Source organism: Saccharothrix sp. NBAS 001 (assembly GCF_056640475.1).
Window position 1 is genome coordinate 6,111,568 of the sequence record NZ_CM153251.1, and the last position, 26,746, is coordinate 6,138,313.

Annotated in this window: 29 protein-coding genes and 1 riboswitch; of the genes, 8 read left to right on the top strand and 21 right to left on the bottom strand. The window is 71.6% G+C overall.

Annotated elements, in window-relative coordinates:
- The first annotated feature begins 54 nt into the window (after positions 1-54).
- Both AC0HI0_RS25960 and AC0HI0_RS25965 read left to right on the top strand, forming a co-directional pair.
- On the top strand, positions 55-294 hold the full coding sequence (locus tag AC0HI0_RS25960) for a glutaredoxin family protein (protein WP_480926113.1): 240 nt from the start codon (positions 55-57) through the stop codon (positions 292-294).
- A gap of 5 nt (positions 295-299) precedes the next feature.
- Positions 300-941: a hypothetical protein gene (locus AC0HI0_RS25965; protein ID WP_480926114.1), complete on the top strand. Its 642-nt coding sequence runs from the start codon at positions 300-302 to the stop codon at positions 939-941.
- Positions 942-1,006: 65 nt separating this feature from the next.
- Here AC0HI0_RS25965 and AC0HI0_RS25970 read toward each other — a convergent pair whose 3' ends face one another.
- From AC0HI0_RS25970 to dnaE, 4 genes are all read right to left on the bottom strand, one after another.
- Positions 1,007-1,504, bottom strand: coding sequence for an RICIN domain-containing protein (locus AC0HI0_RS25970; protein WP_480926115.1), 498 nt, complete (start codon positions 1,502-1,504; stop codon positions 1,007-1,009).
- Between the two features lie 14 nt (positions 1,505-1,518).
- Positions 1,519-2,769 (bottom strand): adenosylmethionine--8-amino-7-oxononanoate transaminase, encoded by a 1,251-nt coding sequence (locus AC0HI0_RS25975; RefSeq protein WP_480926116.1) that lies wholly within the window; start codon positions 2,767-2,769, stop codon positions 1,519-1,521.
- Entirely contained in the window at positions 2,756-3,991 is a 1,236-nt protein-coding gene (locus AC0HI0_RS25980) for a cytochrome P450 family protein (protein WP_480926117.1), read from the bottom strand. The genes AC0HI0_RS25975 and AC0HI0_RS25980 overlap by 14 nt, the downstream gene beginning before the upstream one ends.
- Positions 3,992-4,164: 173 nt before the next feature.
- Entirely contained in the window at positions 4,165-7,698 is a 3,534-nt protein-coding gene (gene dnaE, locus AC0HI0_RS25985) for a DNA polymerase III subunit alpha (RefSeq protein ID WP_480926118.1), read from the bottom strand.
- Positions 7,699-7,986: 288 nt separating this feature from the next.
- On the opposite strand from dnaE, the gene AC0HI0_RS25990 reads away from it, so the two are divergent.
- A complete protein-coding gene (locus tag AC0HI0_RS25990; RefSeq protein ID WP_480926119.1) occupies positions 7,987-8,871 on the top strand; it encodes an AsnC family protein in 885 nt (294 codons plus the stop codon).
- A gap of 30 nt (positions 8,872-8,901) precedes the next feature.
- Here the strand turns inward: AC0HI0_RS25990 and AC0HI0_RS25995 are convergent, their stop codons facing one another.
- The 9 genes from AC0HI0_RS25995 to AC0HI0_RS26035 all read right to left on the bottom strand — a co-directional run bounded on the left by AC0HI0_RS25995 (position 8,902) and on the right by AC0HI0_RS26035 (position 16,695).
- A complete protein-coding gene (locus AC0HI0_RS25995; RefSeq protein WP_480926120.1) occupies positions 8,902-9,162 on the bottom strand; it encodes a hypothetical protein in 261 nt (86 codons plus the stop codon).
- A gap of 24 nt (positions 9,163-9,186) precedes the next feature.
- Positions 9,187-10,176: an NAD(P)-dependent alcohol dehydrogenase gene (locus AC0HI0_RS26000; protein WP_480926121.1), complete on the bottom strand. Its 990-nt coding sequence runs from the start codon at positions 10,174-10,176 to the stop codon at positions 9,187-9,189.
- Between the two features lie 77 nt (positions 10,177-10,253).
- Entirely contained in the window at positions 10,254-10,769 is a 516-nt protein-coding gene (locus tag AC0HI0_RS26005; protein WP_480926122.1) for a hypothetical protein, read from the bottom strand.
- Positions 10,770-10,879: 110 nt separating this feature from the next.
- The gene (locus tag AC0HI0_RS26010; protein WP_480926123.1) at positions 10,880-11,809 is read right to left on the bottom strand and encodes an RluA family pseudouridine synthase; all 930 of its coding nucleotides are present in this window, start codon (positions 11,807-11,809) and stop codon (positions 10,880-10,882) included.
- Positions 11,806-12,402 (bottom strand): signal peptidase II, encoded by a 597-nt coding sequence (lspA, locus tag AC0HI0_RS26015; protein WP_480926124.1) that lies wholly within the window; start codon positions 12,400-12,402, stop codon positions 11,806-11,808. The genes AC0HI0_RS26010 and lspA overlap by 4 nt, the downstream gene beginning before the upstream one ends.
- Positions 12,403-12,424: 22 nt before the next feature.
- Positions 12,425-13,741, bottom strand: coding sequence for an aminotransferase class V-fold PLP-dependent enzyme (locus tag AC0HI0_RS26020; RefSeq protein WP_480926125.1), 1,317 nt, complete (start codon positions 13,739-13,741; stop codon positions 12,425-12,427).
- Between the two features lie 40 nt (positions 13,742-13,781).
- Positions 13,782-13,896: riboswitch (SAM riboswitch) on the bottom strand.
- Positions 13,897-14,105: 209 nt separating this feature from the next.
- Positions 14,106-15,578: a potassium/proton antiporter gene (locus AC0HI0_RS26025; RefSeq protein ID WP_480926126.1), complete on the bottom strand. Its 1,473-nt coding sequence runs from the start codon at positions 15,576-15,578 to the stop codon at positions 14,106-14,108.
- 291 nt (positions 15,579-15,869) lie between these two features.
- Positions 15,870-16,151: a DUF167 domain-containing protein gene (locus AC0HI0_RS26030; protein WP_480926127.1), complete on the bottom strand. Its 282-nt coding sequence runs from the start codon at positions 16,149-16,151 to the stop codon at positions 15,870-15,872.
- Positions 16,144-16,695 carry a TetR/AcrR family transcriptional regulator gene (locus tag AC0HI0_RS26035; RefSeq protein ID WP_480926128.1) on the bottom strand — a complete coding sequence of 184 codons (552 nt, stop codon included), beginning with the start codon at positions 16,693-16,695 and terminating at the stop codon, positions 16,144-16,146. The genes AC0HI0_RS26030 and AC0HI0_RS26035 overlap by 8 nt, the downstream gene beginning before the upstream one ends.
- A 55-nt stretch (positions 16,696-16,750) precedes the next feature.
- Here AC0HI0_RS26035 and AC0HI0_RS26040 point away from each other — a divergent pair, with 55 nt between their 5' ends.
- The 4 genes from AC0HI0_RS26040 (at position 16,751) to AC0HI0_RS26055 (ending at position 18,656) form a co-directional block, all read left to right on the top strand.
- Positions 16,751-17,191 (top strand): SRPBCC family protein, encoded by a 441-nt coding sequence (locus AC0HI0_RS26040; RefSeq protein WP_480926129.1) that lies wholly within the window; start codon positions 16,751-16,753, stop codon positions 17,189-17,191.
- Between the two features lie 70 nt (positions 17,192-17,261).
- The gene (locus tag AC0HI0_RS26045; protein ID WP_480926130.1) at positions 17,262-17,810 is read left to right on the top strand and encodes an RNA polymerase sigma factor; all 549 of its coding nucleotides are present in this window, start codon (positions 17,262-17,264) and stop codon (positions 17,808-17,810) included.
- Positions 17,807-18,532 carry an RNA polymerase sigma factor gene (locus tag AC0HI0_RS26050; RefSeq protein ID WP_480926131.1) on the top strand — a complete coding sequence of 242 codons (726 nt, stop codon included), beginning with the start codon at positions 17,807-17,809 and terminating at the stop codon, positions 18,530-18,532. The genes AC0HI0_RS26045 and AC0HI0_RS26050 overlap by 4 nt, the downstream gene beginning before the upstream one ends.
- Position 18,533: 1 nt before the next feature.
- Positions 18,534-18,656, top strand: a complete 123-nt coding sequence (locus AC0HI0_RS26055; protein WP_480926132.1) for a hypothetical protein — start codon at positions 18,534-18,536, stop codon at positions 18,654-18,656.
- Between the two features lie 80 nt (positions 18,657-18,736).
- Here the strand turns inward: AC0HI0_RS26055 and ileS are convergent, their stop codons facing one another.
- Positions 18,737-21,847 carry an isoleucine--tRNA ligase gene (gene ileS / locus AC0HI0_RS26060; protein ID WP_480926133.1) on the bottom strand — a complete coding sequence of 1,037 codons (3,111 nt, stop codon included), beginning with the start codon at positions 21,845-21,847 and terminating at the stop codon, positions 18,737-18,739.
- A 299-nt stretch (positions 21,848-22,146) separates the two neighbouring features.
- Complete coding sequence (locus tag AC0HI0_RS26065; protein ID WP_480926134.1) at positions 22,147-22,308, bottom strand: hypothetical protein; 162 nt, start codon at positions 22,306-22,308, stop codon at positions 22,147-22,149.
- 104 nt (positions 22,309-22,412) lie between these two features.
- On the opposite strand from AC0HI0_RS26065, the gene AC0HI0_RS26070 reads away from it, so the two are divergent.
- Positions 22,413-22,913, top strand: a complete 501-nt coding sequence (locus AC0HI0_RS26070; protein WP_480926135.1) for a hypothetical protein — start codon at positions 22,413-22,415, stop codon at positions 22,911-22,913.
- Here AC0HI0_RS26070 and AC0HI0_RS26075 read toward each other — a convergent pair.
- From AC0HI0_RS26075 to pgeF, 6 genes are all read right to left on the bottom strand, one after another.
- Complete coding sequence (locus tag AC0HI0_RS26075) at positions 22,910-23,416, bottom strand: hypothetical protein (RefSeq protein WP_480926136.1); 507 nt, start codon at positions 23,414-23,416, stop codon at positions 22,910-22,912. The genes AC0HI0_RS26070 and AC0HI0_RS26075 overlap by 4 nt on opposite strands.
- 27 nt (positions 23,417-23,443) lie before the next feature.
- Positions 23,444-24,256, bottom strand: coding sequence for a DivIVA-like cell division protein Wag31 (gene wag31, locus AC0HI0_RS26080; protein ID WP_480926137.1), 813 nt, complete (start codon positions 24,254-24,256; stop codon positions 23,444-23,446).
- A 45-nt stretch (positions 24,257-24,301) separates the two neighbouring features.
- Positions 24,302-24,586 carry a YggT family protein gene (locus AC0HI0_RS26085; protein ID WP_480926138.1) on the bottom strand — a complete coding sequence of 95 codons (285 nt, stop codon included), beginning with the start codon at positions 24,584-24,586 and terminating at the stop codon, positions 24,302-24,304.
- Positions 24,587-24,606: 20 nt separating this feature from the next.
- Positions 24,607-25,224, bottom strand: a complete 618-nt coding sequence (locus AC0HI0_RS26090) for a cell division protein SepF (protein WP_480926139.1) — start codon at positions 25,222-25,224, stop codon at positions 24,607-24,609.
- Positions 25,225-25,293: 69 nt separating this feature from the next.
- Complete coding sequence (locus AC0HI0_RS26095) at positions 25,294-26,010, bottom strand: YggS family pyridoxal phosphate-dependent enzyme (RefSeq protein ID WP_480926140.1); 717 nt, start codon at positions 26,008-26,010, stop codon at positions 25,294-25,296.
- Positions 26,007-26,711: a peptidoglycan editing factor PgeF gene (pgeF, locus tag AC0HI0_RS26100; RefSeq protein WP_480926141.1), complete on the bottom strand. Its 705-nt coding sequence runs from the start codon at positions 26,709-26,711 to the stop codon at positions 26,007-26,009. Before pgeF ends, AC0HI0_RS26095 begins: the two co-directional genes overlap by 4 nt.
- Positions 26,712-26,746: the final 35 nt, after the last annotated feature.

Consider the following 26,746-nt stretch of genomic DNA (forward strand, 5'->3'; position numbering starts at 1 on the left):
TCACCCTACGACTACACGGAGCGTGGCTGCCGGCCACGTTCTAGCATCACTCGCATGAGTGAGATCGTTCTCTACGGTGCGGACTGGTGCGGGGACTGCCGGCGGGCCAAGGCCTGGCTGCGGGAGCACGAAGTCCCGTTCACCGACGTCGACGTCGAGCACGACGACGCGGCCCGGGACAAGGCCGTCGAGATCGCGGGCGGGCGCAAGAACATCCCGGTGATCGTCCTGCCGGACGGGTCGGTGCTGATCGAGCCCACGAACGTGCAGCTCGCGGCAGCCATCGAGGTCTGACCTCGTTGGCCAAGAAGAAGAACCGGGCGAACCGGAACCCGGCGGGCAGGAACCCGGCGACCGAGGACGGCCGGAAGAAGCAGGCCGGGACGCGCGGCGGCCAGGCGGCCGAGCCCAAGAACTGGTTCGCGAGGTTGCCCGGGTGGTGGCAGGCGGCGGTGGTCCTCGGGGCCGCGGCCGGCACGGTCGGCGCGCACTTCCTGCTGTGGGGCCTCGTCATCCCGGAGGTCGGCTCCGTCGTGGGGCGGGTGCCGGTCGTGTCGACGGTGGTGGGCTGGCTGTTCGCCGGTGGCGCGTTCGCCGCGTTGGGCGTGCTCGGGATCAACCACGACTCCGCCGGCCCGGAACCGCGCCGCCGGCTGAAGACCGTCGCCTGGATCTGGTCGCTGGTGGGGGTGGCGTGCATCCCCACGGGCTACGCGGACGACGTCGTGCTGCCGACCGACTTCTGGGCCGGTGTCTACGCCGGCTCGTACGGGGTGACGGCGGTGCCGTTGGCGGCGTTCGTCGTGGCCCTGCTGTGGGCCCTGGTGGTGAAGGTGTTGCGGATCGAGAACGGCGATCCCACCAACAAGTCCCTGGGGTGGGTCCTGGTCGGCTACTCCGCGTTGCTGCTGGTGTGGGGGTCGAGCCTGCTGCGGATGTGAAGCGGGTGCCCTCCGGCGGGGGTTCTCCCCGGTCCCGGAGGGCACCCGGCCTCACGTCCGCGAGTTCAGCGCTTGTGCCAGACCCCCACGGGCGCGCCGTCGTACAGGTCTTCCTCGGACTGCACGCCGAGGCCGCCCTGGGTGGCCCGGTTGTTGATGAAGACGTCGCCCTGGTGCGAGTCGTAGGTCCACCGCTGCTCGTCGCCGCCGAAGCCGCAGCTCCACAGCTGCACCCGGCCGCCTTCGACGTCGAGTTCCTCCAACGCCGCGTCCAGGCACCGCCCGCTGTACCGGTTGACCAGCAGGACGCCGACCCCGTCGTAGACCCGGTCCCACTTCTGCTCGTCGCCGCCCAGGCCGCAGGTCCACAGCTGCACCCGGCCGCCTTCGTCGTCTATCTCCTCCAGTGCGGCGTCGAGGCACAACTTGGTGCCCCACAGCGCCAGCCGCCCGTCACCCATGTACGTGAACTTCCCGGAGGTGACGGGTGCGGCGGACGCGGCGGGGGTCACCGCGAGGCCGGCCAGGACGCAGGCGGCTACGAGAACTCCGATTTTGCGCATGGCCGCAAACGTACTCAAATCCGGGCCGCCGCAACCACTGCGTTACAGATCGTGGCGACGTCCTCGTCCGTGCTGATGAACGGCGGCATGGTGTAGATCAGGTCGCGGAACGGCCGCAGCCACACACCGTGTTCGACCGCCGCCGCGGTGGCCGCGGCCAGGTCGACCTGGTGTTCCAGCTGCACGACGCCGATCGCGCCGAAGACGCGCACGTCGCCGGGTGCGCCCGCGAGCCCGGCGGTGAGGCCGGCGGAGATGCGGGCGACGGAGGACTTCCAGTCCTGGGACAGCAGGAGGTCGACCGAGGCCAGTGCGACGGCGGACGCGAGCGGGTTGCCCATGAACGTCGGTCCGTGCGCGAGCACCGGCACGTCGCCGCGCGAGATCCCGTCCGCGACCCGGGCCGTGCACAGGGTCGCGGCCATGGACAGGTACCCGCCGGTCAGCGCCTTGCCCACGCACATGATGTCCGGGCTGACGGCGGCGTGGTCGGCGGCGAACAGCTCGCCGGTGCGGCCGAAGCCGGTGGCGATCTCGTCGAAGATCAGCAGCACGTCGTGGGTGAGCGTGAGTTCGCGCAGCACGTGCAGGTACCGGGGGTCGTGGAACCTCATGCCGCCCGCACCCTGCACGACGGGTTCGACGATCACGGCGGCGAGTTCGTCGGCGTGCTCCTCGATCAACCGCGCGAGTTCCTCGACGTAGCCGGTTTCCAGGTCGCGCGGCGGGGCCGGGGCGAACACCTGCTCGGGCAGGATCCCGCGCCACAGCGCGTGCATCCCGCCTTCGGGGTCGCACACGGACATGGGCTGGAAGGTGTCGCCGTGGTAGCCGCCGCGCCAGGTGAGCAGCCGCCGCTTCTCCGGCCTGCCCCGGGACCGCCAGTGCTGGAGGGCCATCTTGACGGCGACCTCGACCGACACCGACCCGGAGTCGCACAGGAACACGTGCTCCAGCGGTTCCGGGGTGATGTCCACGAGTTTCGCGCACAGCGCCACGGCGGGCTCGTGGGTGAGGCCGCCGAACATGACGTGGCTCATCCGGCCGAGCTGGTCGCGGACGGCGGCGTCGAGGACGGGGTGGCGGTAGCCGTGGATGGCGGCCCACCAGGACGACATGCCGTCGACCAGTTCACGTCCGTCGTCCAGCCGGAGCCGGACACCTTCCGCCGAGGCGACGACCAGCGGCTGGTGGGTGCCCGGCATCGGGCCGTACGGGTGCCAGACGTGCGCCTGGTCCAGTTTCAGCAGCTCATCGCGATCCACGGACCGAAAGGCTAACCGGCAGCGTGTAGAGGCCGCGCATGAGCGTGCTGCTGCGCCACCGGAGCGTCTCGGGTTCGGCGGCCAGGGCGACGTCGTAGCGGTCGAGCAGGGTGCCGACGGCGATCTCGCCTTCGAGCCGGGCCAGCGGCGCGCCCAGGCAGTAGTGGATGCCGTGGCCGAAGGCGAGGTGCCCGCCGGAGGGGCGGGTGATGTCGAACTTCTCGCCGTCCGGGAACCGGTTCTCGTCGCGGTTGGCCGACATCAGCGACGCGAGCACGAACTCCCCCTCGGGGATGGTCACGTCCCCGAGCGTGACCTCCTCGGTGGTGAACCGGAAGGTGGCCTGGTTGACCGGGCCCTCGTAGCGCAGGAACTCCTCGATCGCGCCGGGCAGCAGCGACCGGTCGGCGCGCAGCTTGTCGAGCTGCTCGGGGTGGCGCAGCAGGTTCAGCACGCCGGTGGCGATCAGGTTGACGGTGGTCTCGTGGCCCGCGACCAGCAGCAGGAACACCATGGACATCAGCTCGGCCCGGTCGAGCCGGTCGTTCTCGTCGGTGGCGTGGACCAGGGCGCTGAAGATGTCGTCGCCGGGTTGGGCGAGGACCTTGTCGATGTGGCCGGACAGGTAGTCGACCGTGGCGGCGCCGGCGACCTCGACGCGGTCCGGTTCGTTGCCCGCGACCAGGACGTTGGACCACTCGCGGAAGTCGTCGCGGTCCTCCGGCGGGATGCCCAGCAGCTCGCAGATGACGGTGATGGGCAGCGGGAACGCCAGGGCGTCCACCAGGTCGGTCTCGGGGTGGCCGGCGGCGGCGTCGAGGAGTTCGTCGGTGATCTGCTGGATGCGCGGGCGCAACTGCTCGACGCGGCGGGCGGTGAACGCCTTGGTGACGAGCTTGCGCAGCCGGGTGTGGTTGGGCGGGTCGCTGTTGAGCATGTGCTGGACCAGCGAGTTGTCGAAGCGGGTGGTACCGCCGGTGCCGATGTGGTGCCGTTCGAACAGCGGCGGGAAGCCCGCGAAGTCCTTGCTGAACTTCGGGTCGGCGAGGACGTGGCGGGCGTCGTCGTAGCGGGTGACGAGCCAGACCTTGAGGCCGCGCGGCAGCAGGACCGGCCGGGCTGCGGACTGCGCGCGCAGTTCGGCGTGGAAGGCGTGCGGATTCTGGAAGTACTCGTCGCCCAGTTCGGCCAGGGCGGTGGCGTGGTCGGCGTTCTCCCCCATGGGAACCCCTCCGATAGTTGAGTGAACCCTGTTTACTCAACGACCGGGGAAACGTCGGCGTGCCGGTACTGGCCGGATGTCACTCAATCGGACCAGCCGGTATGTCCGGAACAACCGGCCTGACCGGTTGCGGGCGGCCCGGCGCACCGGACCGCCCGCGTCGAACGCCGGGATCAGCCGAGGCAGCCCGGACCGAGCAACGCCTTCAGGTCGCCCATCAACGACGGCGTCGGGCTGACCCGCAGCGCGTCGTCCAGCTTCAGCATCGTGTTCCGGCCGGCGTTGATGATCAGGTTCAGGTGCACCTCGGTGGTGCCGGGGTGGGCCTTGAGCACTTCCTTCAACGACGTCACCAGCTTCGGGTCGCAGCGCGACGCCGACACCTTCAGCTTCAGCGCCTGCGCGCCCAGTTCCGACAGGTCCGGCACGACCAGGTCGTTGGCGATCAGCGAGATCCGGTCCTCGCGCTTGGCCACCCGCGCCTTGACCAGCACGATCGCGTCCTCGGCCACGGACATGCCGTGCACCATGTAGCTCTTGGGGAAGAACAGCACCTCGATGCCGCCGGCGAGGTCTTCGAGCTGGGCGGACGCCCACGGCTCGCCGTTCTTGTTCACCCGCCGGGTCACCGACGCGAGGATGCCGCCCAGCGTGACCTGCGTGCCGTCCGGCACGTCGCCTTCCAGGATGCGCGCGATGGAGGCGTCGGAGTACGACTCCAGCACCTGCTCCACGCCGTTGAGCGGGTGCCCGGACACGTACAGGCCGAGCATCTCCCGCTCCAGCGTGAGCTGGTGCTTGGGCTCCCAGTACTCGTCGGGGATCCGCACGTCGAAGACGCTGCCCACGCCGTCGTCCCCGCCGCCGTCGCCGAACAGGTCGAACTGGCCGCGCGCCTCTTCCTTCTTGGTCAGCATGACCGCGTCGACCGCTTCGACGTGCACCATGTGCAGACCCTTGCGCGGGTGGCCGAGCGAGTCGAACGCGCCCGCCTTGATCAGCGATTCCACGACCTTCTTGTTGCACACCGTGGCGTCGACCTTGCGCAGGAAGTCGGAGAAGTCGACGTACTTCCCCTTCTCCTTGCGCGCCTTGATGATCCCCTCGACCACGTTCGCGCCGACGTTGCGGATCGCGCCCAGGCCGAACCGGATGTCGTCGCCGACCGCGACGAACTCGCGCTCGGACTCGTTGACGTCCGGCGGCAGCACGGTGATGCCCATGCGCCGGCACTCGGCCAGGTAGATCGCGGACTTGTCCTTGTTGTCCGAGTTCGTGGTCAGCAGCGCCGCCATGTACTCGCCCGGGTAGTTCGCCTTGAGGTACGCGGTCCAGTACGCGATCAGGCCGTATGCGGCGGAGTGCGCCTTGTTGAACGCGTAGTCGGCGAACGGGACCAGGATGTCCCACAGGGTCTTGATGGCCGCGGCGGAGTAGCCGCTGTCCACCATCCCCTTCTCGAAGCCCTCGAACTCCTTGTCGAGGATCTCCTTCTTCTTCTTGCCCATCGCGCGGCGCAGCAGGTCGGCCTGGGCCAGCGAGTAGCCCGCGACCTTCCGCGCGATCGCCATGACCTGCTCCTGGTACACGATCAGGCCGTAGGTGGTGTCCAGGATCTCCGCGAGGGACTCCTTGAGCTCCTCGTGGATGGGCACGATCTCCTGCTGCTTGTTCTTGCGCAGCGCGTAGTTCGTGTGCGAGTTCGCGCCCATCGGACCCGGCCGGTACAGGGCGATGACCGCCGAGACGTCCTCGAAGTTGTCGGGGCGCATCAGCCGCAGCAGGTCGCGCAGCGCGCCGCCGTCGAGCTGGAACACGCCCAGCGTGTCGCCCCGGCCGAGGAGGTCGTAGGTCTTCTTGTCCTCCAACGGGACCGTGGTGATGTCGACGTCGCCCTTGCCGTTGAGGGCGATGTTCTTGAGCGCGTCGTCGATCGTGGTCAGGTTGCTCAGGCCCAGGAAGTCCATCTTCAGCAGGCCGAGCGTCTCGCAGGTCGGGTAGTCGAACTGCGTGATGATCGAGCCGTCCTGCGGCCGCTTCCACACCGGGATGTGGTCCATCAGCGGTTCCGCGGACATGATCACCGCGCAGGCGTGCACGCCCGCGTTGCGGATCAGGCCCTCCAGTCCGCGCCCGGTGTCGATGATCTCCTTGACCTGCGGGTCGGTGTCGTAGAGGGCGCGCACCTCGGCGGCCTCCGAGTAGCGCTTGTGCGACGCGTCGAACACGCCGGACAGCGGGATGTCCTTGCCCATCACGGCGGGCGGCATCGCCTTGGAGATGCGGTCGGCCACCGCGTAGCCGGGCTGGCCGTAGAGCACGCGGGCGGAGTCCTTGATCGCGGCCTTCGCCTTGATGGTGCCGAACGTGATCACCTGGGCGACCTTGTCCGAACCCCACTTCTCGGTCACGTACCGGATCACGTCGCCGCGCCGGCGCTCGTCGAAGTCGATGTCGATGTCGGGCGGGCTGACCCGGTCCGGGTTGAGGAACCGCTCGAAGATCAGGCCGTGCGCCAACGGGTCCAGGTCGGTGATGCCCATCGCGTAGGCGATCAGCGCCCCCGCGGCCGAGCCCCGGCCGGGGCCGACCCGGATGCCGCTCTCCTTGGCCCAGTTGATGAAGTCTGCCACCACCAGGAAGTAGGACGGGAAGCCCATCTGGAGGATGACGCCGATCTCGAACTCGACCTGCTTGCGGTGGACCTCGTCCACGCCCTCCGGGAACCGGCGGCGCATGCCGGCCCAGACCTCTTCCCGGAAGTAGTCGGCCTCGGTCATGCCCTCCGGGGTCGGGTAGCGCGGCATCAGGTTCTGGAACGCGAACATGCCGGTGGTGTCGACCTTCTCGGCCACCAGCAGGGTGTTGCGGCACCCCTCCTGCCAGGCGTCCGACGAGTCGATCGCGCGCATCTCGTCCGGCGACTTCAGGTAGTAGCCGGAGCCGTCGAACTTGAACCGCGACGGGTCCTGGAGCGTCTTGCCGGTCTGCACGCACAGCAGCGCGTCGTGCGCCTCGCGGTCCTCGGCGTAGGTGTAGTGCGAGTCGTTGGTCACCACGAACGGGATGGCGAGCTTCCTGCCGATCTCCAGCAGCCCGCCGCGCACCCGGCTCTCGATCTCGATGCCGTGGTCCATCAGCTCGACGAAGAAGTTGTCCGCGCCGTAGATGTCGCGCCACTTCGCGGCGGCCTCCAGGGCCTCCTTCTCGTGGCCCAGCCGCAACCGGGTCTGCACCTCGCCGGACGGGCAGCCGGTGGTCGCCATCAGCCCGCCCGCGTGCTCGGCGACCAGCTCGGCGTCCATCCGCGCCCACTTGCCCAGCTGGCCCTCGGTGGAGGCGCGGCTGGACAGCTTCATCAGGTTGTGCAGGCCCTCGTTGGTGCGCGCCCAGATCGTCTGGTGGGTGTACGCACCGGACGCCGAGACGTCGTCGGACTTCTGGCCGGGGTCGCCCCACAGCACGCGCTTCTTGTTGAACCGGGACTCGGGCGCCATGTACGCCTCGATGCCCACCACGGGTTTGATGCCCGCCGACGTCGCCTGCTTGTAGAAGTCGTAGGCGCCGTACATGTTGCCGTGGTCGGTGATCGCGGCGGCGGTCATGCCCAGGCGCTCGCACTCGGCGAACATGTCCTTCAGCTTCGCCGCGCCGTCCAGCATCGAGTACTCGGTGTGCACGTGGAGGTGCACAAACGAGTCGGACACCCTACCCCCCAGAGGATCGAAGTGGCCCGGATCGTCGCGCGGGCAAGACCCCGCGAGCCTATAACCACGCCGGCCCGATCGCGGCCCTGGGGGTTGACGACACGGACAGGTTTTCGCCGCCGTCGGGGAGCGCCGGACACCGTCCGGCACGCACCGCGCACGGCGCGTCCCGACCCCCGCGCGGCCGTGTTCCCCCGAACCGATCACATGCGTCCATAGGTGCACGAACCGCAGGCACGCGGCGGGGCGAACGCACGAAGATCCGTCCAGGCGGGTAGCGTTCGAGGGGTGGTAGCGCCGGATCCCGTCGACGCCCGTCTCCTGGCCATGCTCGCCGAGATGGGACGTGCCGCCGTGCACGAGCTGGCCGCGAGACTGGGCATGGATCCGCGCGAGGCGGCCACCCGGCTGATCACCTTGTCCGGCAGCGGGCTGCCGCTGCTGGTCGGTGTGGAGTGCGACCCGAACGGCATCCGCAAGGCGCTGGCCAACAGCGTCGCGTGGGGCAACTACACGGGGCCGGCCCAGGCCGGTCCGGGGCAGGCCGCGCGCGGCACGCCGTCGGGCCAGTACCAGCCCGCGCCCGGCACGGTCCGCGGCACCCCGTCGGGCTCCTACCGGCAGGGCCCGCCCAGCGGCCCGTTCCCCGCGCAGCAGCCGCCGCAGCCCACCGCGCACGAGCCGATGAACACGTGGGGGCCGCCGCAGTCGTCCGGCTGGGCGCGCGGCGACCACGCCCCCGCGCCCAAGTCCCGCACCGGCAAGATCGGCTCCACGCTGGAGACCGAGGGCCTGGAGGGCGCGCGCTTCACGATCCAGCTGGTGGAGGTCGTGGACCCGGCGGACTTCCTGTTCACCGCGGCCGGCTACAAGCTGGCCGCCGGCGAGCGCGCGGTCGTCGTGCACACCGAACTGGCCAACATCGGCACGGTGACGTTCAACGCCCTGCCGGACATGTACCTCGTGCTGATGACCAGCACCGGCGAGACGGTCGGCAAGGCACCGGTGTCGCTGTCGTCCCGGCCGCCGCACAAGATCGGCGTCCAGCCCGGCGAGACGGCCGGCGGGCACACCGTCTACGTGCTGCCGGAGAACACCGCGGTCACCTCGGTCCGGTGGAGTTCGCGGCCGGAGACCGACCTGAACACCCTGGTCTGGACCGTCGACGACTAGCGCCGGCAGCCGGTGCCGGACGGCCGCCGGCTAGCTCTCGGCGTCGGCCGGCCGCTGGTGGCCGCACGGCACCGGCGCACCGGTCCGGTCGACCACCTCGGCGTCCGCTCCCGAGTTCACCCACACCGTGACGCCCTGGTCGTGGACCACGACGTTGAACGGCGACTCCTCCACCGTCGAGGTCACCACGGTGAACTCCTCCCCCGGGCGCAGCCAGTGGTCGGTGCCCCACGGCTCGACCCACAGGCAGAGCAGCCCCTCGGTCTCGTTGCCCACGCTGGTCCTCGACACACCACCGACGTTAGTCGAACCGACCTACACGGTGAGCACGACCTTGCCCCGCACGTGCCCCTGCTCGAAGTACGCCAACGCCTCCCGCGCCCGCTCCAGCGGGTACGTCCGGTCGATCACGGGCCGCACCCGGCCCGATTCCAGCAGTTCCCGCACGACCAGCAGGTCCTCCCGCCGGTTGCGGGTCAGGAACGAGACCAGGCGTTCGCTGACGAACGCCGACATCACCGCCATCCCGACCGGCCGCAGCACCGGCGACACCAGCTGGTCGCGGAAGACCGCCTGGCCCACGGCCACCAGCGTGCCGCGCGGGGCGAGGATCCTGCGGAACTCGGCGAACGTCCGGTTCCCGATCATGTCCAGCACCAGGTCGTAGCGGCCGGACGCGGTGAAGTCCTCGGCCGTGTAGTCGACCACCCGGTCCGCGCCCAGCGACCGCACCAGCTCGACGTTGCCGGTGCCGCACACCGCCGTCACGCCCGCCCCGAGCGCTTTCGCGAACTGCACCGCGAACGTGCCGACGCCGCCCGCCGCGCCGTTGACCAGCACGCTCTGGCCGTCGTGTAATCGGCCCGCGTCGCGCAGGCCCTGCAACGCGGTCAGCGCCGCCACGGGCACCGCCGCCGCCTGCTCGAAGGTGAGGTTCTCCGGTTTGGTCAGCAGCACGGCGTCCTCGTGGAAGCACGCGTACTGGGCGAAGGCGGCGCTGCGGTCGTCGGTGGACGTGCCCCGGCCGCCGAACACCTCGTCACCGGACTGGAACCGGGTGACGGCGGAGCCGACGGACTCGACCTGGCCGGACAGGTCCGCGCCGAGGCCGCCCTTGGGCTGGAACAGGCCGGTGACGGTTCGCGCCACGTAAGGGGTTCCGCGCAGGTAGTGGTCGTCCAGGGGGTTGACCGACGCCGCCCGGACCCGCACCAGCACGTCGTGCGGGCCGGGTACCGGCGGGTCGACCTCCAGGACCTTCAGGACGTCCGGTGGGCCGTACGCGGCATAGCGGATAGCTCTCATGGGCGTTCAGCGTGGCCCGCCCGGAGGGCGTCCGCCAAGGTCCGAACGGGCAGTGATGCACGCCCGCCCGGACCGCGTCATCCGTTGCGGTTGAACAACTTCCCGAGGAATGAGCGCTTTGTCGGGTTGTCCTCCGGCTCGGGCCGCGCACCCGGTTGCCCGGCCGCCGGCCCACCGGGGCGCACCGCCGGTCGCGGCGGTGGCGACGGGGCCGGCGCGGCCTCGGGCAGGTCGCCGCCGATCACCGCCGGCGCGACGCTCCAGCCGTCCGGGTCGACCGCGGCGGGGGTGAACCGGCCGCCGTACACCGTCTCGTCCTCGGCGACCGGCGTCCGCCCGTACGCGACGGTCTGGTCGACGCGCGCGTCGAACGGCTGGTGCGCGACCGTCTCGTCCTCGGGTCGGGCGGCCACCGGGCGGACCCGGTGCTGCGCGGGCGGCGGGGCCTGCCGGGCGCGGTGCTGCGCCTCGGCGGCGGCCCACGCGTCGGGCGCGGGTGCGACCGGCGCGGCCTGGTGCCGGCCCCCGGCGCCGCCGGCGACCGGGATGCCTTGCGGTGGCGTGCGATCCGGGTCGTCGTAGTGCGTTGACACCACACGTACCTCCCCATACGAGCGGGCCTTCGCCGCAACGTTACGCGAACGCGACCTTCGAACGGGAGGGATTGTCCGTTGCCAGACCCGACCGGAGCGCGCGGGCGGCCTCAGCCCTCCGCGCGCAGCAGCTCCAGCGCGTCGGACAGGTCGGCCGGGTACTCGCTGGTGAACTCCACCCACTGGCCGTCGGCCGGGTGGTGGAAGCCCAGGGTGCGCGCGTGCAGCCACTGCCTGGTCACGCCCAGCCGCTTGGCCAGCACCGGGTCCGCGCCGTAGGTGAGGTCGCCGACGCACGGGTGCCGCAGCGCCGAGAAGTGCACCCGGATCTGGTGGGTGCGCCCGGTCTCCAGGTGCACGTCGAGCAGCGACGCCGCCCGGAACGCCTCGACCACCTCGTAGTGGGTGATGCTCGGCTTGCCGTTGGCCATCACCGCGAACTTGTAGTCGTGCTTGGGGTGCCGGTCGATCGGCGCGTCGATGGTGCCCTTGATCGGGTCCGGGTGGCCCTGCACCAGCGCGTGGTACAGCTTGTCGACCGTGCGCTCCTTGAACGCCTGCTTGAGCACCGAGTAGGCGTGCTCGCTCTTGGCGACCACCATCACGCCGGTCGTGCCGACGTCCAGCCGGTGCACGACGCCCTGCCGCTCGGCCGCGCCGGACGTGGCGATCCGCACCCCGGCAGCTGCCAGCCCGCCGACCACGGTCGGCCCGGTCCAGCCGGGGCTCGGGTGCACCGCCACGCCGACCGGCTTGTCCACCACGATGATGTCGTCGTCCTCGTGCAGGACCTCCAGGCCCTCCACGGCGATCGCCTGCACCTGCACCGGGCGTTCCGGCTCGGGCAGGGTCACCTCCAGCCACGACCCGGCCACCAGCCGGTCGGACTTGCCGGCGGGCTGCCCGTCCAGCACCACGTCACCGGCTTCGGTGAGGCCCGCGACGACCGTGCGGGACAGGCCGAGCAGCTTGGCCAGGCCCGCGTCGACGCGCATCCCGTCCAGCCCGTCGGGGACGGGCAGCGTGCGGTAGTCGCTCATGCGTTCTTCACCGGCTTCACGTGGCGGGTTCCGTCGTAGTCGCGCTGCATCGCGGCCATGATCACGATGATCGCGCCGCCCACGCAGATGCCGGAGTCGGCAATGTTGAACACCGGGAAGAACGTGCCGTAGGGCTCGATCAGCGAGATGAAGTCCACCACGTGCCCGCGCAGCGGCCCCGGCGACCGGAAGATCCGGTCCACCAGGTTGCCCGTCGCGCCGCCCAGCACCAGGCCCAGGCCGATCGCCCAGCCGACCGACCGCAGCTTGCGGGCGATCCACAGGATGAACCCGACCACGCCGAGCGCGATCAGCGCGAGGATCACCGTCCAGCCCTCGGCCATGCCGAACGCCGCGCCCGAGTTGCGCAGGAACGACAGGTAGACCAGGCTGCCGAACAGCTCGACCGGCTCCCGACCCTCCAGCTCCGCGACCGCGATCACCTTGGTCGCGATGTCCAGCGCCAGCACCACCGGCGCGATCGCCGCGAGCAGCGCCACCCGGCTCTTGGGCGGCGGCGCGGCGGTGCTGCCGGGTTCCGGATCGGCCGGGTCGGCCCCGTGCTCCGGATCGGTGTTGGGATCGGTGCTCACCGGGCCATTGTCCAGCATCCGTTCAGCGCAGGAACGGCGGGAGCGCCCGCTCGTCGTTCTCCGGCACCCACCGGCCGTCGACGATCCGGTACGGCCACCGCGAGCCCTCGACCACGAGCGACCGCAGCGCCGCCACGAACCGGTCCACGTGCTCGGCGGTGCTGCCCAGGCCCAGCGACGCGCGCAGCGCCCGGTTGCCGTCGGTCAGCCGGTGCACGGCGACGTGCGCGCAGAACGCGCCGTCGCGCACGCCGATGCCGTGCTCGGCGGACAGCGCGGCGGCCAGGAAGCCGACGTCCTGCCCGGCCACCACGAAGCTCACCACGCCCACCCGGTCCCGGTCGGACCCGAAGATCGACAGCTCGTGCGCACCGGGCACGGTCGCCAGGCCCGCGCGCAACCGGGCCAGCAGCTCCCGCTCGTGCGCGGTGGTCTGCTCCCAGTGCCGGCCCAGCACGTCGCAGGCCACCGCGAGGGCGTGCACGCCCACCACGTTCGGCGAGCCGGCCTCGTGCCGCTCCGGCACCGCCGACCAGGCCACGCCCAGCCGGTCGCCGTGGTCGGTGACCCGCGCGGTCGCGCCGCCGCCGACCAGGTAGGGCTCGGCGGCCTGGAGCCAGTCGGCCCGGCCGACCAGCACGCCGGTGCCGAACGGGGCGTAGATCTTGTGGCCGGACAGGACCGCGTAGTCCACGTCCAGCTCCCGCAGGTCCACGGGCCGGTGCGGGGCGAGCTGGGCGGCGTCGAGCGCGATCCGCGCGCCGTGCCGGCGGGCCACGGCGGCCAGTTCGGCCACCGGCCACACCTCGCCGGTGACGTTGGACGCGCCGGTCACCACGACCAGGCGCGGGCCCTCGGGGGTGGCGCGCAGCGCGCGGTCCAGCTCCAGCACGGCCCCGGCGGGCGTGGCCGGGGTGGTCAGGCGGTGCACGTTCGGGCCGCGCCACGGCAGCAGCGCCGCGTGGTGGTCGGTGTCGAACAGCACCACGGACGTGTGCCGGGGCAGGCTGCGAGCCAGCAGGTTGAGCGAGTCGGTGGTGTTGCGGGTGAACACGACGGTGTCGCTGGGACGCGCGCCGAGGAAGCGCCGGACCGAGTCGCGGGCCTGCTCGTAGACGCGGGTGGACACCTGGGAGGCGAAGCCCGCGCCCCGGTGCACGCTGGCGTACCAGGGCAGCAGCTCGTCCACGGCGTCGCGGACCTGCTCCAGGCAGGGCGCGCTGGCGGCGTGGTCGAGATTGGCGTACTCGACGCGCTCGCCGGTGACCAGCGGGACGCGCAACGCGGCTCCGACGACGCGGGGCAGGGCGGCGATGGAACCGGGAACTGCGACGGTCATGACAACCTCCGACGGGTCCGGCGGACTCCGTGGCATGGGAGGCCCGCGCTTGCCCGACGCCCTACGCGCCAGGCCAGGTCCTCATCGGGGGCACCCCACCGCGGTAGGAGGGTTGCCGGCCAGCTAGCCCGAGCTTCGCGCTGGCACTCATGACCTCGTGACCGAAGTTAGCCCACGACCCGGCACCCAGTCGAGGCCCGTTCACATCCTGGGAGGTCGACCCGCCCACCCGCCCGCCGTGCGGGAACCCCCAGCACCCGCAGGTCACGCGGACGATCACGGTGCGCCCGGCCGGGCCGCCGCGCACCCCCGACCGCGAGCGGGATCACACGGCGGACCCGCCCCCGATCGCGGCGCGGCGGGGTCACGGCAGGCCGGCGTCGCCCTTCCAGCGGGCGAAGCGGCCGGCCCGGTCGACGGCCCGGATGCGGTGTTCGGTGGCCGTGCGGGCGGCGTCCGTGCAGACCACCAGCAGCTGGTCGTGCTCCTGGAGGCGGGTGGTGGGCTGCGGGGTGAAGCCGTCGTCGCCGCGCACCACCAGGCTGACCGTCGCGCCCGGCGGCAGCCGCAGTTCGCTGAGGTAGACGCCGTGCAGCTTGGAGCCGCCCTGGATGCGCACCTGGAGCAGCTCCGCGCCCAGCTCGTCCAGCGCCGACGAGTCGACCTGGATCTCCTGCGCCTCGCCGGACTTCACCAGCCCGAGCCACTTGGCCATCCACGGCAGCGTCGAGCCCTGCACCACGGTCAGCACGATGACCAGCACGAACACCACGTCGACCAGGTGCCGCGCGCCCTCGAACCCCTGGATCAGCGGGATCAGGGCGAACACGATGGGCACCGCGCCGCGCAGCCCGGACCACGAGATGAACACCTGTTCCCGCCACGGCACCTTGAACGGCAGCGCCGCGCACAGCACCGACACCGGTCGGGCCAGCAGCACCAGCACCCCGCCCGCGACCAGCGCCGGGATCAGCGACTCGAACAGGCGGCCGGGCGACGCGTAGAGGCCGAGCAGCACGAACAACCCGATCTGCGCGATCCAGCCCAGCCCCTCGGCGAACGACAGCGTGTCCGACCGGTGCGGCAGGCGGGCGTTGCCCAGCACGAGCGCCGCCGTGTAGACCGCGAGGAACCCGGACGCGTGCGCCAGGTCGCCGGCCGTGTACGCGAGCAGGCACACGGCGACCGTCGCCAACGGGTACAGGCCGGTCGACGGGAGTGCGGCACGCCGAAGCGCGAACCCGCCCAGCCAGCCCAGCGCCACGCCGATCGCGCCGCCCGCGAGCAGTTCGTAGACCATCAGCACGGGCGCGGTCCACGTCACCGGGTCGGGTGACGCGAGCAGCACCACGGCGATGTACACCGGGGCGTCGTTGAGCCCGGACTCCAGTTCCAGCGCGCCGATCAGCCGCTTGCCCACCCCCACCCCGCGCAGCACGCTGAACACCGCCGCCGCGTCCGTGGACGACAGCACCGCGCCCCACAGCAGGGCGGTCCGCCAGTCCAGGCCGAGCAGGTAGTGCAGGCCGACACCGGTGAGCCCGACGCTGACCGCCACGGACACTGTGGACAGTGCGATACCCAGTCCCAGCGCGGGTTTCACCGCGGTCCAGCGGGTGGTGAGCCCGCCCTCGGCGAGGATCAGCACCAGCGCCACGGTGCCCAGCGAGCGCGTCATGTCGGCGTCCTCGAACTGGATCCCCAGCACGGATTCGCCGAGCAGCACGCCGATGCCCAGGTACAGCAGGAGCGAGGGCAGACCGAGCTTGATCGACACCCGCACCGCGATGACGGAGAGCAGCAAGACCGCGGCGCCGATGCCGAGGAAGGCCGTCACACCACCCACTCGACCTCCAGTTGTTCACCCGGTAGTGGTCATTCTCCCCCGGTGACACCGATTTGGACGAATCCGGCAATCACCACCGGGCCACCGCCGGCCCCGGTCGGCCCCGGTCACGCGGGGTCGGCGCGGTGCGGCGCGGAACCACCGGCTCCGCCTCCCACGGGGAAACCGTACGGGCACAACGCGTCTTCGCCGGTCGAGTGGGCACGCCGGGCGGATCACCGTCCACAGCGGACAGCGCGGCCCCCTCCGCGCGGACGTCCCGGTGGGTGGACACGCGCGGCGCTAGCCGTCGAGGAGCCGTGCCAGGCGCTCCTCCGCGTCGGCGGGGGCGGGGTCGAGTTCGACCACCTTGTCCCGCCCGCGCTCGCCCCGCACGATCCGCACGTCCTGCCGCCGCACGCCGAACGCGCGGGCCACCGCCTTGCGCACGGCCTCGTTCGCCTTGCCCTCCACGGCGGGCGCGGCGACGGCGACGACCAGGTCCGCCCCGTTCCACCGGCCGCCCACGGCGTCGCGCTTCGCGCCCGGCTTGACCCGCACGCCCAGCCGGAACGGCTCAGCCACGGGCGGTCACCGCGGTCAGGGTGTCCTCCAGCAGCGCCCGGCGGCCGCCCACCACGTGCGGCGCGGCCGACATCAGCTGGGCCTGGCCGAGGTAGACCGAGTAGGCGAGCACGGCCCGGCGGCGCGCGTCCCCGGCCGGGAACCCGAGGGCCTCGAACAGCTCGACCAGGTAGCCGACCCGGCGGTCGGTGACGCGGCGCAGCACGGGCGCGACCGCCGGGTCGTCCTTGGCCGCGAGCATGGCCAGTTCGACCGCGCTGGACCGGGGGTCCTCCAGAACCATCCCGAACAGCCGGCGCAACCGGCCCTGCGGCGTGGTCTCGGTCTCGACGAGGGCGATCACCGCCTCGGTGTGCTCCCGCTCCCACCGTTCGAGGGTGGCCTTGAGCAGGGCTTCGCGGTTGGGGAAGTGCCAGTAGGCGCTGCCCTTGGTCGCGCCGAGCCGGGCCGCGAGCGGTTCCACGGCCACCGCCGCCACCCCGCCCTCGGCCAGCGCCCACAGCGCCACCTCGGTCCAGTCGTCCTTGGTCCGGCGTGCTTTCACAAAACCGTACGCTACCGTATGGTGGGCTTCCATACGGAACCGTATGGGGGTTTTCATGATCAAGAACGTGCATCAGCGCCAGGTACCGGGCGACGGCTGGGTGGACCGCGCGGTGGAGCTGTGGCCGAGGAAGTGGCCGAAGCTGGTCCTCGACCGGCCGCTGGGGGTCGGGGCGGAGGGCGGGCACGGGTTCGTGCGCTACCGCTGCACCGCCTACGAACCCGGCAAACGAGTGGAGTTCACGTTCGCGCCGGGCTTCGGCGTGGTCGGCACGCACGTGTTCGAGGCCGTCCCCGGCGGCGTCCGGCACACCCTCACCGGTCGCCCGAACGGGTGGATGTTGCTGGGTTGGCCGCTCGCCGTGCGCTGGCTGCACGACGCCCTGATGGAGGACATGTTCGACAACTTCAGCATCGCCGCAGGTCAGGACATCACACCCGCGCGCTGGTCGTGGTGGGTGCGGGTGCTGCGGGCCGTGGCGCGCCGACTGGACTGAACCGCCGGCATCCACAACCCTCCACCACGTCCGTCTACCGGGTACCGGACGCCGACCAGAGGGAGGGTTCGTGACACCGGGAGACCCCGATGCCCACGCGGCCACCTTCGGCGACTTCTACCACCGGGAGCGCACCCGCCTCTTCCGGTTCGCCGCCGTCATGTCCCCGCACCTGGACCACGAGTCCGCGGTGCAGGAGGCGTTCGTCCGCGCCTGGCGCCACTGGCCCTCGATCCACCCGGACGCCCGCCGGGCGTGGCTGGTCAAGACGATCCGCAACCTGCTGGTCGACCAGGCCCGCCGGCTGGAGCGGCCCAGCGAGGTGACCGACGAGGTGGTCTCCCGGTCCCGGATCCTGGTGCAGCGGCACCGCGAGGCCGAGGCGTGGCACGAGCTCAACAGCACGCTGGCCGCCATCGCGCGGCTGCCCGACCAGCTGCGCACGGCCCTCGTCCTGCGGTTCTGGGACTTCGACGACGACGAGATCGCCGACGTGCTGGGATGCCGGCGGGACTCCGTGCGCCGGTACGTGTCGGAGGCGCGGGCCAGGGTCGGCGCGGTGGTCGGCAACTCCGAGCGCCGGGCGCGGGGCTCCCGGCGCGGGAAGGGGACAACATGACCGACGACGAGCACCGCAACTCCCGCCCCGGGCTGTCCACCTCGGACGGCGGCCTCGACCCGCTGCTGGACGAGCTGCGCGACGAGCTGACCGAGGCGATCCCCGACGACCCGGTGGCCGACGACCTGGGCGTGGCCGCGATCATCGCGCAGGGCTCGCCCGCGCCGGACGCGCCACAACGGCACGCCGCCCTGCTCACCGCCGCCCGCGCGGGCGACCGCGACGCGCTCAACACCCTGGTCACCGAGCTGACCCCGCTGGTCTGGCACGTCGCCCGGGGCAACGGGCTGGACCAGGGCGTGGCCGAGGACGTGGTGCAGACGGTGTGGCTGAGCCTGCTGCGGCACCTGGACCGGATCGCCGAGCCGCGCGCCCTGGCCGGCTGGCTGATCGTCACCACCCGGCGCGAGGCCCAGCGCGCGTGGCGCGAGGCGCACGGCCGGGCGGCGCTGTCCTCGGACTCGGCAGTCGACGTGCCCGACACCCGGTGGCTGCCGGAGACCGAGGCCCTGCGCGACGACCGCGACCGGCGGCTGTGGCGGGCGTACTCGAAGCTGCCCCGGCGCTGCCAGGAACTGCTCCGGCTGACCGTCCTGGCCGGCCGCGCCGAGTACCGCGCGGTCGCCGAGGCGCTGTCCATGCCCAGGGGCAGCATCGGCCCGACCAGGGGCCGCTGCCTGGCGACCCTGCGCACCCTGCTGGAGCGCGAGGGAGGTGCTTGACATGTCCGACGAGCTGACCACCTGGCTGACCGACCTGGTGGACGTCCTCGACCCGCCGCCACCGCACTTGGCGGACCAGGTCGGCGTACTGCTGACCATCGCCCTCGCGTTCCGCGCCGCCTGACCGACCGCGCACGAACGACCGGGCAGCAACGAGAAGAGGGGCACGGCCGCAACTCCCGGCCGTGCCCCTCCGCCCGTCGATCAGACCTTCGTGACGGAGACCTTCACCTCGGCCCCGTCGCCGACCGAGCCCGCCGCGCCCCCGGCCGCCTCGCCGTAGGACACCGCGTCGGCCAGCGTCTCGGCCGCCACGAACGCCTCGAACCGGCGCACCGCGTCCGCCACCTCACCGTCGGGCAGCTGCACCACCAGCGCGATCCGGTCCGACACGTCCAGGTCCGCGTCCTTGCGCGCCTGCTGCACCACGCGCACCAGGTCGCGCGCGACGCCCTCGGCCGCCAGCTCCGCCGTGACCGCCGTGTCCAGCACGACCAGCCCGCTGTTGGCCGGCAGCGCCGCCGTGGCCCCCTGGTCGGTGGCCACCAGGCGCTGCTCGTACTCCTCCGGGAACAGCTCGACGCCGGCCGCGACGACCTTCCCGTCGACCTCGGACCAGTCGCCCGCCTTCACCGCCTTGATCACCTTCTGCACGTCCGGCCCGAGCCTCGGCCCGGCCGCCCGCGCGTTCACCGCGAGCTGGAAGTGCCCGTGCGCGTCCACGTCGGAGGTCAGCTCGACCTCCTTCACGTTCACCTCGTCCCGCAGGATCCCGCTGAACTCCGAGAGCCGCTCGGCGTCGCGCGCCGCGATCACCAGCTTGGCCAGCGGCAGCCGCACGCGCAGCTTGTTGGCCTTGCGCAGCGACAGCGCCGTGGACGCCACCTGCCGCACCTGGTCCATCGCGGCCACCAGGTCGTCGTCGGCCGGCAGGTCCGCCGCCGCCGGGTAGTCGGCCAGGTGCACCGAGCGCCCGCCGGTCAGCCCCCGCCACACCACCTCGGTGGTCAGCGGCAGCAGCGGCGCGGCCACCCGGCTGACCACCTCCAGCACGGTGTGCAGGGTGTCCACCGCGTCCTGGTCGCCCGCCCAGAACCGGTCGCGGGACCGGCGGACGTACCAGTTCGTCAGCACCTCCAGGAACTCCCGGATCGACGCGCACGTCCCCGAGATGTCGTAGACGTCCAGCCGCGCCGTCACGTCCGCGACCAGGTCGTGCGTCTTGGCCAGCGCGTAGCGGTCGAGCACGTGCGGCGAGTCGGTCCGCCACCTGCCCTCGACGCCCTCCGCGTTGGCGTACAGCGCGAGGAAGTACCACGAGTTCCACAGCGGCAGCACGGCCTGGCGCACGGCGTCCCGGATGCCCCGCTCGGTGACGACCAGGTCGCCGCCGCGCAGGATCGGCGACGCCATCAGGAACCACCGCATGGCGTCCGAGCCGTCGCGGTCGAACACCTCGTTGACGTCCGGGTAGTTCTTGCGCGACTTGGACATCTTCTGGCCGTCGTCGCCCAGCACGATGCCGTGCGCCACGCAGTTCTTGAACGCGGGCCGGTCGAACAGCGCCGTGGCCAGCACGTGCATGGTGTAGAACCAGCCGCGCGTCTGGCCGTTGTACTCGACGATGAAGTCGCCCGGGTAGTGGTCGTCGAACCAGTCGGCGTTCTCGAACGGGTAGTGCACCTGCGCGAACGACATCGAGCCCGACTCGAACCAGCAGTCCAGCACCTCGGGCACCCGGCGCATGGTGGAGCGCCCGGTCGGGTCGTCCGGGTTCGGCCTGGTCAGCCGGTCGATGTGCGGCCGGTGCAGGTCGGTCGGGCGCGCGCCGAAGTCCCGCGCCAGCTCGTCCAGCGAGCCGTACACGTCCACCCGGGGGTGCTCGGGGTCGTCGGAGACCCACACCGGGATCGGCGAGCCCCAGAACCGGTTGCGGGAGATGTTCCAGTCCCGCGCGTTCTCCAGCCACTTGCCGAACTGGCCGTCCTTGATGTGCTCGGGCACCCAGTTGATCTCGCCGTTCAGCTCGACCATCCGGTCCTTGAACTTGCTCACCGCGACGAACCACGACGACACGGCCCGCTGGATCAGCGGGTTGTCGCAGCGCCAGCAGTGCGGGTACGGGTGGTCGTAGGTCTCGTGGCGCAGCAGCAGGCCCGCGTCCCGCAGGTCGCGGATGATCACCTTGTTCGCGTCGAAGATGTGCTGCCCCTCGTAGGGCGGCACCTCGGCGGTGAACCGGCCGTGCGCGTCGACCGGCACGACCACCTCGATCCCGGCGGCGTCGGTGACGACCTTGTCCTCCTCACCGAAGGCGGGGGCGATGTGCACCATGCCCGTGCCGTCCTCGGTGGTGACGTAGTCCGCCGAGAGCACCTGGTGGGCGTTCTCCCGGCCGACGAAGAAGTCGAACGGCGGCGTGTACCGGCGGCCGATCAGCTCGGCGCCCTTGTAGCGGGCCACGACCGGCGGGTCCTCGCCCAGCTCGCGGGCGTACGCGGCCACCCGGGCCTCGGCGAGCAGGTAGCGCTCGCCGTTCGCCTCGACCGTCACGTAGTCCACGTCCGGGTGCACCGCGGCGGCGAGGTTGGACGGCAGCGTCCACGGCGTGGTCGTCCACACCAGGGCCAGCTCGCCGGACTCCAGCCGCAGGCCCACGGTGACCGCCGGGTCCTGCCGGTCGCGGTAGGTGTCGTCCATCTTGGTCTCGGTGTTGGACAGCGGCGTCTCGCACCGCCAGCAGTACCAGAGCACCCGGAAGCCCTCGTAGACCAAGCCCTTGTCCCACAAGGACTTGAAGGCCCACATGACGCTTTCCATGTAGTCCAGGTCGAGGGTCTTGTAGTCGTTGTCGAAGTCCACCCAGCGCGCCTGGCGGGTGACGTAGTCGCGCCACTGGTCGGTGTACTGGAGCACCGACGTGCGGCAGACCTCGTTGAACTTCTCGATCCCGAACGCCTCGATCTCGGACTTCGACGAGAACCCGAGCTGCTTCTCCGCCTCCACCTCGGCGGGCAGGCCGTGCGTGTCCCAGCCGAACCGGCGCTCGACGTGCTTGCCGCGCATGGTCTGGTAGCGCGGGACGACGTCCTTGACGTACCCGGTCAGCAGGTGCCCGTAGTGCGGGAGGCCGTTGGCGAACGGCGGGCCGTCGTAGAAGACGAACTCGTTGGCGCCCCGGTCCCCCGCCGGCCGGGCGTCGATCGAGTCCTGGAACGTCCGGTCGGACTTCCAGAAGTCGAGGACGTCCTGTTCCAGGGCGGGAAAAGACGGCTGGGAGGGCACCGAGCCCTCGCCTGCCTTCGGGTAGGCCATCGTGCTGCTCCTCGCGTGCTGCGTCATCCGGCACGCGGGGACGACACGCCATGGCTCCGGCGCACCGCGGTACCACCCCGCTTGCCGACGCGGACTGCACGACGGCCTCTCGTTGACGGCTGTGACGGGCCGCACCCGTCCGGTTCTACTGAGGCTCGCGCCCGTTCTTCCGGAAGCTCCCCGGTGATGGCCGGATCAACGCCGTGTACGTCAAGCGTATCTCGTGCCGGCAACCCGGTTGTGGCGGACGTCCCGGACGTGCAGCCCGGAAGGCGGGACCGGGCCGTTCGGACCGAAGCTCAGCCGCGCCTCCCACGGCAGGGCCCCGCCGTGCGGACTTCCCGGTGCCACGCGTCCGGCGAGCCGGCCGCGCCGAGCGTCGCGGTCGACGCGGTCGGGAACGCGGTCGAGGGCACCCGGTCGTCGCGGGTGTCGGTGGCGATCAGCAGAGCGGTCCGCACGACGGCCGTCGTCCCGGCCAGACGCCCTGAGTAGTTCTGCTCATGCGGCGGAGGTCCCGATCTCGGGACGCTGGGACTGCAAGGCACCGGACAGAGGGGGAACGATGATGAGACGTACGGCTGTGCTCGCGCTGGCCCTGGCCTTACCCGCGGTGCTCGCGCCGGCCGCGTCCGCCCAGGTCGAGGAGGAGTCGAGCTTCGACTTCCACGCCGAGGCCGGGGCGTTCCCGGTCGACGGGCGGGAGGGGCGCTGGGCCCCGCCGGAGCAGGAGTTGATGATCGGCGAGAACTCGCGGCACTGGGTGCGGTTCCAGGGGTACAACGACCACGAGCGGGATTTCATCGGCATCGAGTTGGCGGCGGCCGGTGAGGTGCCCGTCGAGGTGGGGACCTACTCGAACGTCACGTGGCGGCCCGACCCGGCGCAGCCGATGCTGCGGGTGATCAGCCGGGGGTTCGCGTGCGCCCCGGTGTACGGCTCGTTCACCGTCGAGCGGATCGAGCGCACCGACGGGCGGCTGACGGCGCTCGACGTGACCGTCGACCAGCACTGCGGCACGCCGGACGGGCCGGCGTTCACCGCGCGGGTGCACCTCCAGCGCTAGGAGGCGCGTTTCTTGGCGGCGAAGGTCGAGTCCGGCACGCACACCGCGCACGGGGTGAAGCCGAGCTGCCTGGCCTCCGAGATCGGCAGGCCCAGCGACGCCCGGCCGGCCAGCCACGGGCACGCGGCCAGGTGGTAGCGGGGCCGCTCGTCCAGGACCCGGATCTCGTCCTTCAGGTCCGCGACGATCAGCAGGTCGGCGGCGTCCGTGTCCTCCTCATCGGGCTCAATCGCCTGATCGGGTGAAACGGGGGTGTCGTCGCCACCCTGCTCGTCAACGGGATGATCAACAGCGCTAGCCTGTTGATCATCCCGTTGCGCGGTGGTGCCGGCAGCCGGGGCGGTTCCCGACCCGCGGCGCAGCGCCCAGTCCCAGATCAGGACCAGGGCCGCGGCCGCGCTCGCGCCCACGGAGAACCACGCCCAGTACGTCTGGTCCGTGGTCAGCGCGGGCACGAGCAGCCCCAGGGCTGCCAGCACCAACAGCGCAACGATGTAGAGCACGTGCGCAGACTAGATCAGGACCGCCGGTCAGCCCGCCTCGGCGCGCGCGCCGAACGAGTAGCCCTGCTGACGACCGTCGGACGGTGCGGCGGGGCCGCGGTCCTGCAGGTCGCGCAGCGAGGACTCCAGCATGGTCTTGAGCCGGGTCCGGTACTCGCGTTCGAACGTCTGGAGCTTGTCGATCTGCTTCTCCAGGGTGTTCTTCTCCTGGGTGATGTTGCCCATCACCTCGGCGTGCTTGCGCTGAGCGTCGCGGTCGAGCGCGCCGGCCTTCTCACGGGCCTGGCGCTCCAGCGTGTCGGCGCGGGTCCGCGCGTCGTTCAGCATGGTCTCGGCACGCGTGCGCGCCTCGTTGACCATCGTGTCGGACTTGGCTCGTGCCTCGGAGAGCAGCTGCTCGGACTTGGTCCGGGCCTCCGACAGCATCCCGTCCGCCTCGGCCTTGGCCTCGCCGGTGAGCCGGTCCGCCATCTCCTGGGCCAGACCGAGCACCTTGGCGGCCTGGACGTGGTGGTCACCACCACCGCCGGGCGAAGTCTGCTCCAGCGCCGAGGGGGGAGGCACCGGGGCGAGCCTGCGGGGCTCGTCGACGACGCGGCTGGGGCCGACGCCTGCGGCGACCTTCGCCCGTGCGTCCTCGAGGTCGGCTCGCGCGGTCTCGACCTGCTGGTCGAGCTGCTCGACCTGCTGGCGCAGGTCGTTGTTCTCCTCGATCAGGCGGGCCAACTCGCCCTCAACCAGGTCGAGGAACGCGTCCACCTCGTCCTCGTTGTAGCCCCGCTTGCCAATCGGCGGCTTGCTGAACGCGACGTTGTGCACGTCCGCGGGGGTCAACGGCATCAGATCACCTCACGCACTCCTGGGCTGTGGACATCCCTGGTCCCCTCACCTGGGATCGGCTACTCGCATCAGAATGATAACGACCAGCAACAGCACAATAATGGACAAGTCCAGCCCGATGCCCCCGATCCGCACGGTGGGGATGAGCCGGCGGAGCAGTCGGACGGGGGGATCGGTCACCGTGTAGACAGTCTCCAGAGCAACCGCGACGCCGCCCGCCGGGCGCCACTGTCTGGCAAAAGACCTGACCAGCTCGACCACGACCCGGGCCGTGAGCAGCAGCCAGAACGCGAACAGCACGTAGTAGAGGACCAGCGCGAGTGCGAACACACCGTCAACTGTGCCATCACTCACCCGTGGTTGAGGAACCCGCCCTCCGCGAGTCGTCGGCGATCCTCCGCCGTCACGTCGATGTTCGGGGGTGAGAGGAGGAACACCTTGTTGGTGACCTTGTCGATCGACCCGCGCAGGGCGAACGCCAGGCCGGCCGCGAAGTCCACCAGGCGCTTGGCGTCCGCGTCGTCCATGTCGGTGAGGTTCATGATCACCGGGGTGCCGTCGCGGTAGTGCTCGCCGATGGTCCGCGCCTCGTTGTAGCTGCGCGGGTTGAGCGTGGTGATGCGGCCCAGCTGGTTGCGCGCGGGTTCCGGGGCCGGGCGCGGCCTGCTGACCGGCTCTCGGGTCGGCTCCACGGCCAGCGCGCCGTGCGTCGGCTCGGCGTTCCACGACCTCCGGGTGCGGGAGCGGGTCTCGGGCTCGAAGTCCTCGGCCTCGTCCAGCTCGGTGCGGTAGCGGGCCGCCGGACGACGACCGTTGCGCTGTTCGGGGTAGGTCTCGTAGTCGTCGGACTCGGCGTAGTCGGACCGGTAGTCGTAGCGACCCTGGCGGTCGTTGTCGTAGTCGGGATCGTCGGCGTACTCGGCGGGAACCATCCCGAAGTAAGCCTTCAGCTTGTGAAACCCGCTCATGTCGAGCCCTCTCTCCGCCGATCTCCCTACCCGCAAGGACGTCGCGGTCGTCCCAGAGGTTCCAGACAGTTACGGCGAGGCTAGTCTCCGGCTGCCCAGCAACGCTGTTCCGACACGCACGCACGTCGATCCGTACGTGATGGCATCTTCCAGGTCACCGGACATCCCCGCCGAGATCACGTTGGCATCGGGATGATCGTCACGCAAGCGGGTTACCGCACCTTGTAGAGCGTCAAACGCCTGCACTGGAGACATGCCGAGGGGTGCGACGGTCATCACACCCCGCAGCGAAAGTTCACCCTTTCGGGTGACGTACTCGGCCAGTCGCGGGAGGTCCGGGAGCGGGCAGCCGCCCCGCTCGGGGTCGCCGTCGATGCTGACCTGGATCAGCACGTCGAGCCGCCGGTCGCCCGCACCCCTCGCCGGGGCGGCCTTGGCCAGGGCGTCGGCCAGCCGCTCGGAGTCGACCGAGTCGACCTGGTCCGCCCAGCCGACCACCGACTTCGCCTTGTTCCGCTGGAGGCTGCCGACCATGTGCCAGCGGACCGCCGCGCCGGGCCGCAGCGCGGCGAACTCGGCGGTCTTCGCGCCCGCCTCCTGGTCCCGGTTCTCGGCGAACTCGGTCAACCCCAGGTCGGCCAGCAGCGCCACGTCGGCGGCCGGGAAGGTCTTGGTCACCGCGAGCAGGGTCACCTCGCCGGGGTCGCGGCCGGCCGCCGCGCACGCCCGCCCGATCCGCTCCCGCACGTCCGCCAGGTTCGCGGCCAGCTCCTCCCGGCGGTTCACGCGTCGATCCAGATCACCCCGGCGAGCCGGCCCGTGCCGGGCTCGCGGCGGTGGCTGAACAAATCCTTCTCCTCGACCGTGCAGCGCGGGTCGACGCCGATCTTGCCGACGCCCGCGTCCGCGAGCTGCTGCCAGATGCCGGCCCGCAGGTCGAGGGCGGGCTTGCCGGCCCGGCTGCGGACCGCGCTGCCCGGCAGGTGCTTCTCGACGTCGTCGCGCATGTCGGCGGGCACCTCGTAGCACTGCCCGCACACGGCGGGCCCCAGCAGCACCTCGACGTTCTCCGGCCGCGCGCCCAGGTCCCGCATGGCTTCCAGGGCGGCCGGCACGACGCCGACCCGCGCGCCGACCCGTCCGGCGTGCACCGCGCCGATCACGCCCGCCTCGGGGTCGCCGAGCAGCACCGGCACGCAGTCCGCGGTGAGCACGGCCAGCGCGAGGCCGCCGGTCGCGGTGACCACCGCGTCGGTGGCCTCCAGCGGCTCGGCCCGGGGCCCGTCCACGACCTGCACGGTCCGGCCGTGCACCTGTTCCATCCAGACCAGCCGGTCCGGCGTGAGGCCGAGCCCCTCGGCGAGCCGGCCGCGGTTCGCGGCGACCGCCTCCGGGTCGTCCCCGACGTGGTCGCCGAGGTTGAAGGACTCGTAAGGGGGCTTGGAGACGCCGCCCTGGCGGGTGGTCACGACACGACGGATGCGCACGGGCACAGCCTGCCATGCGAAAAGGGGAGACCCGC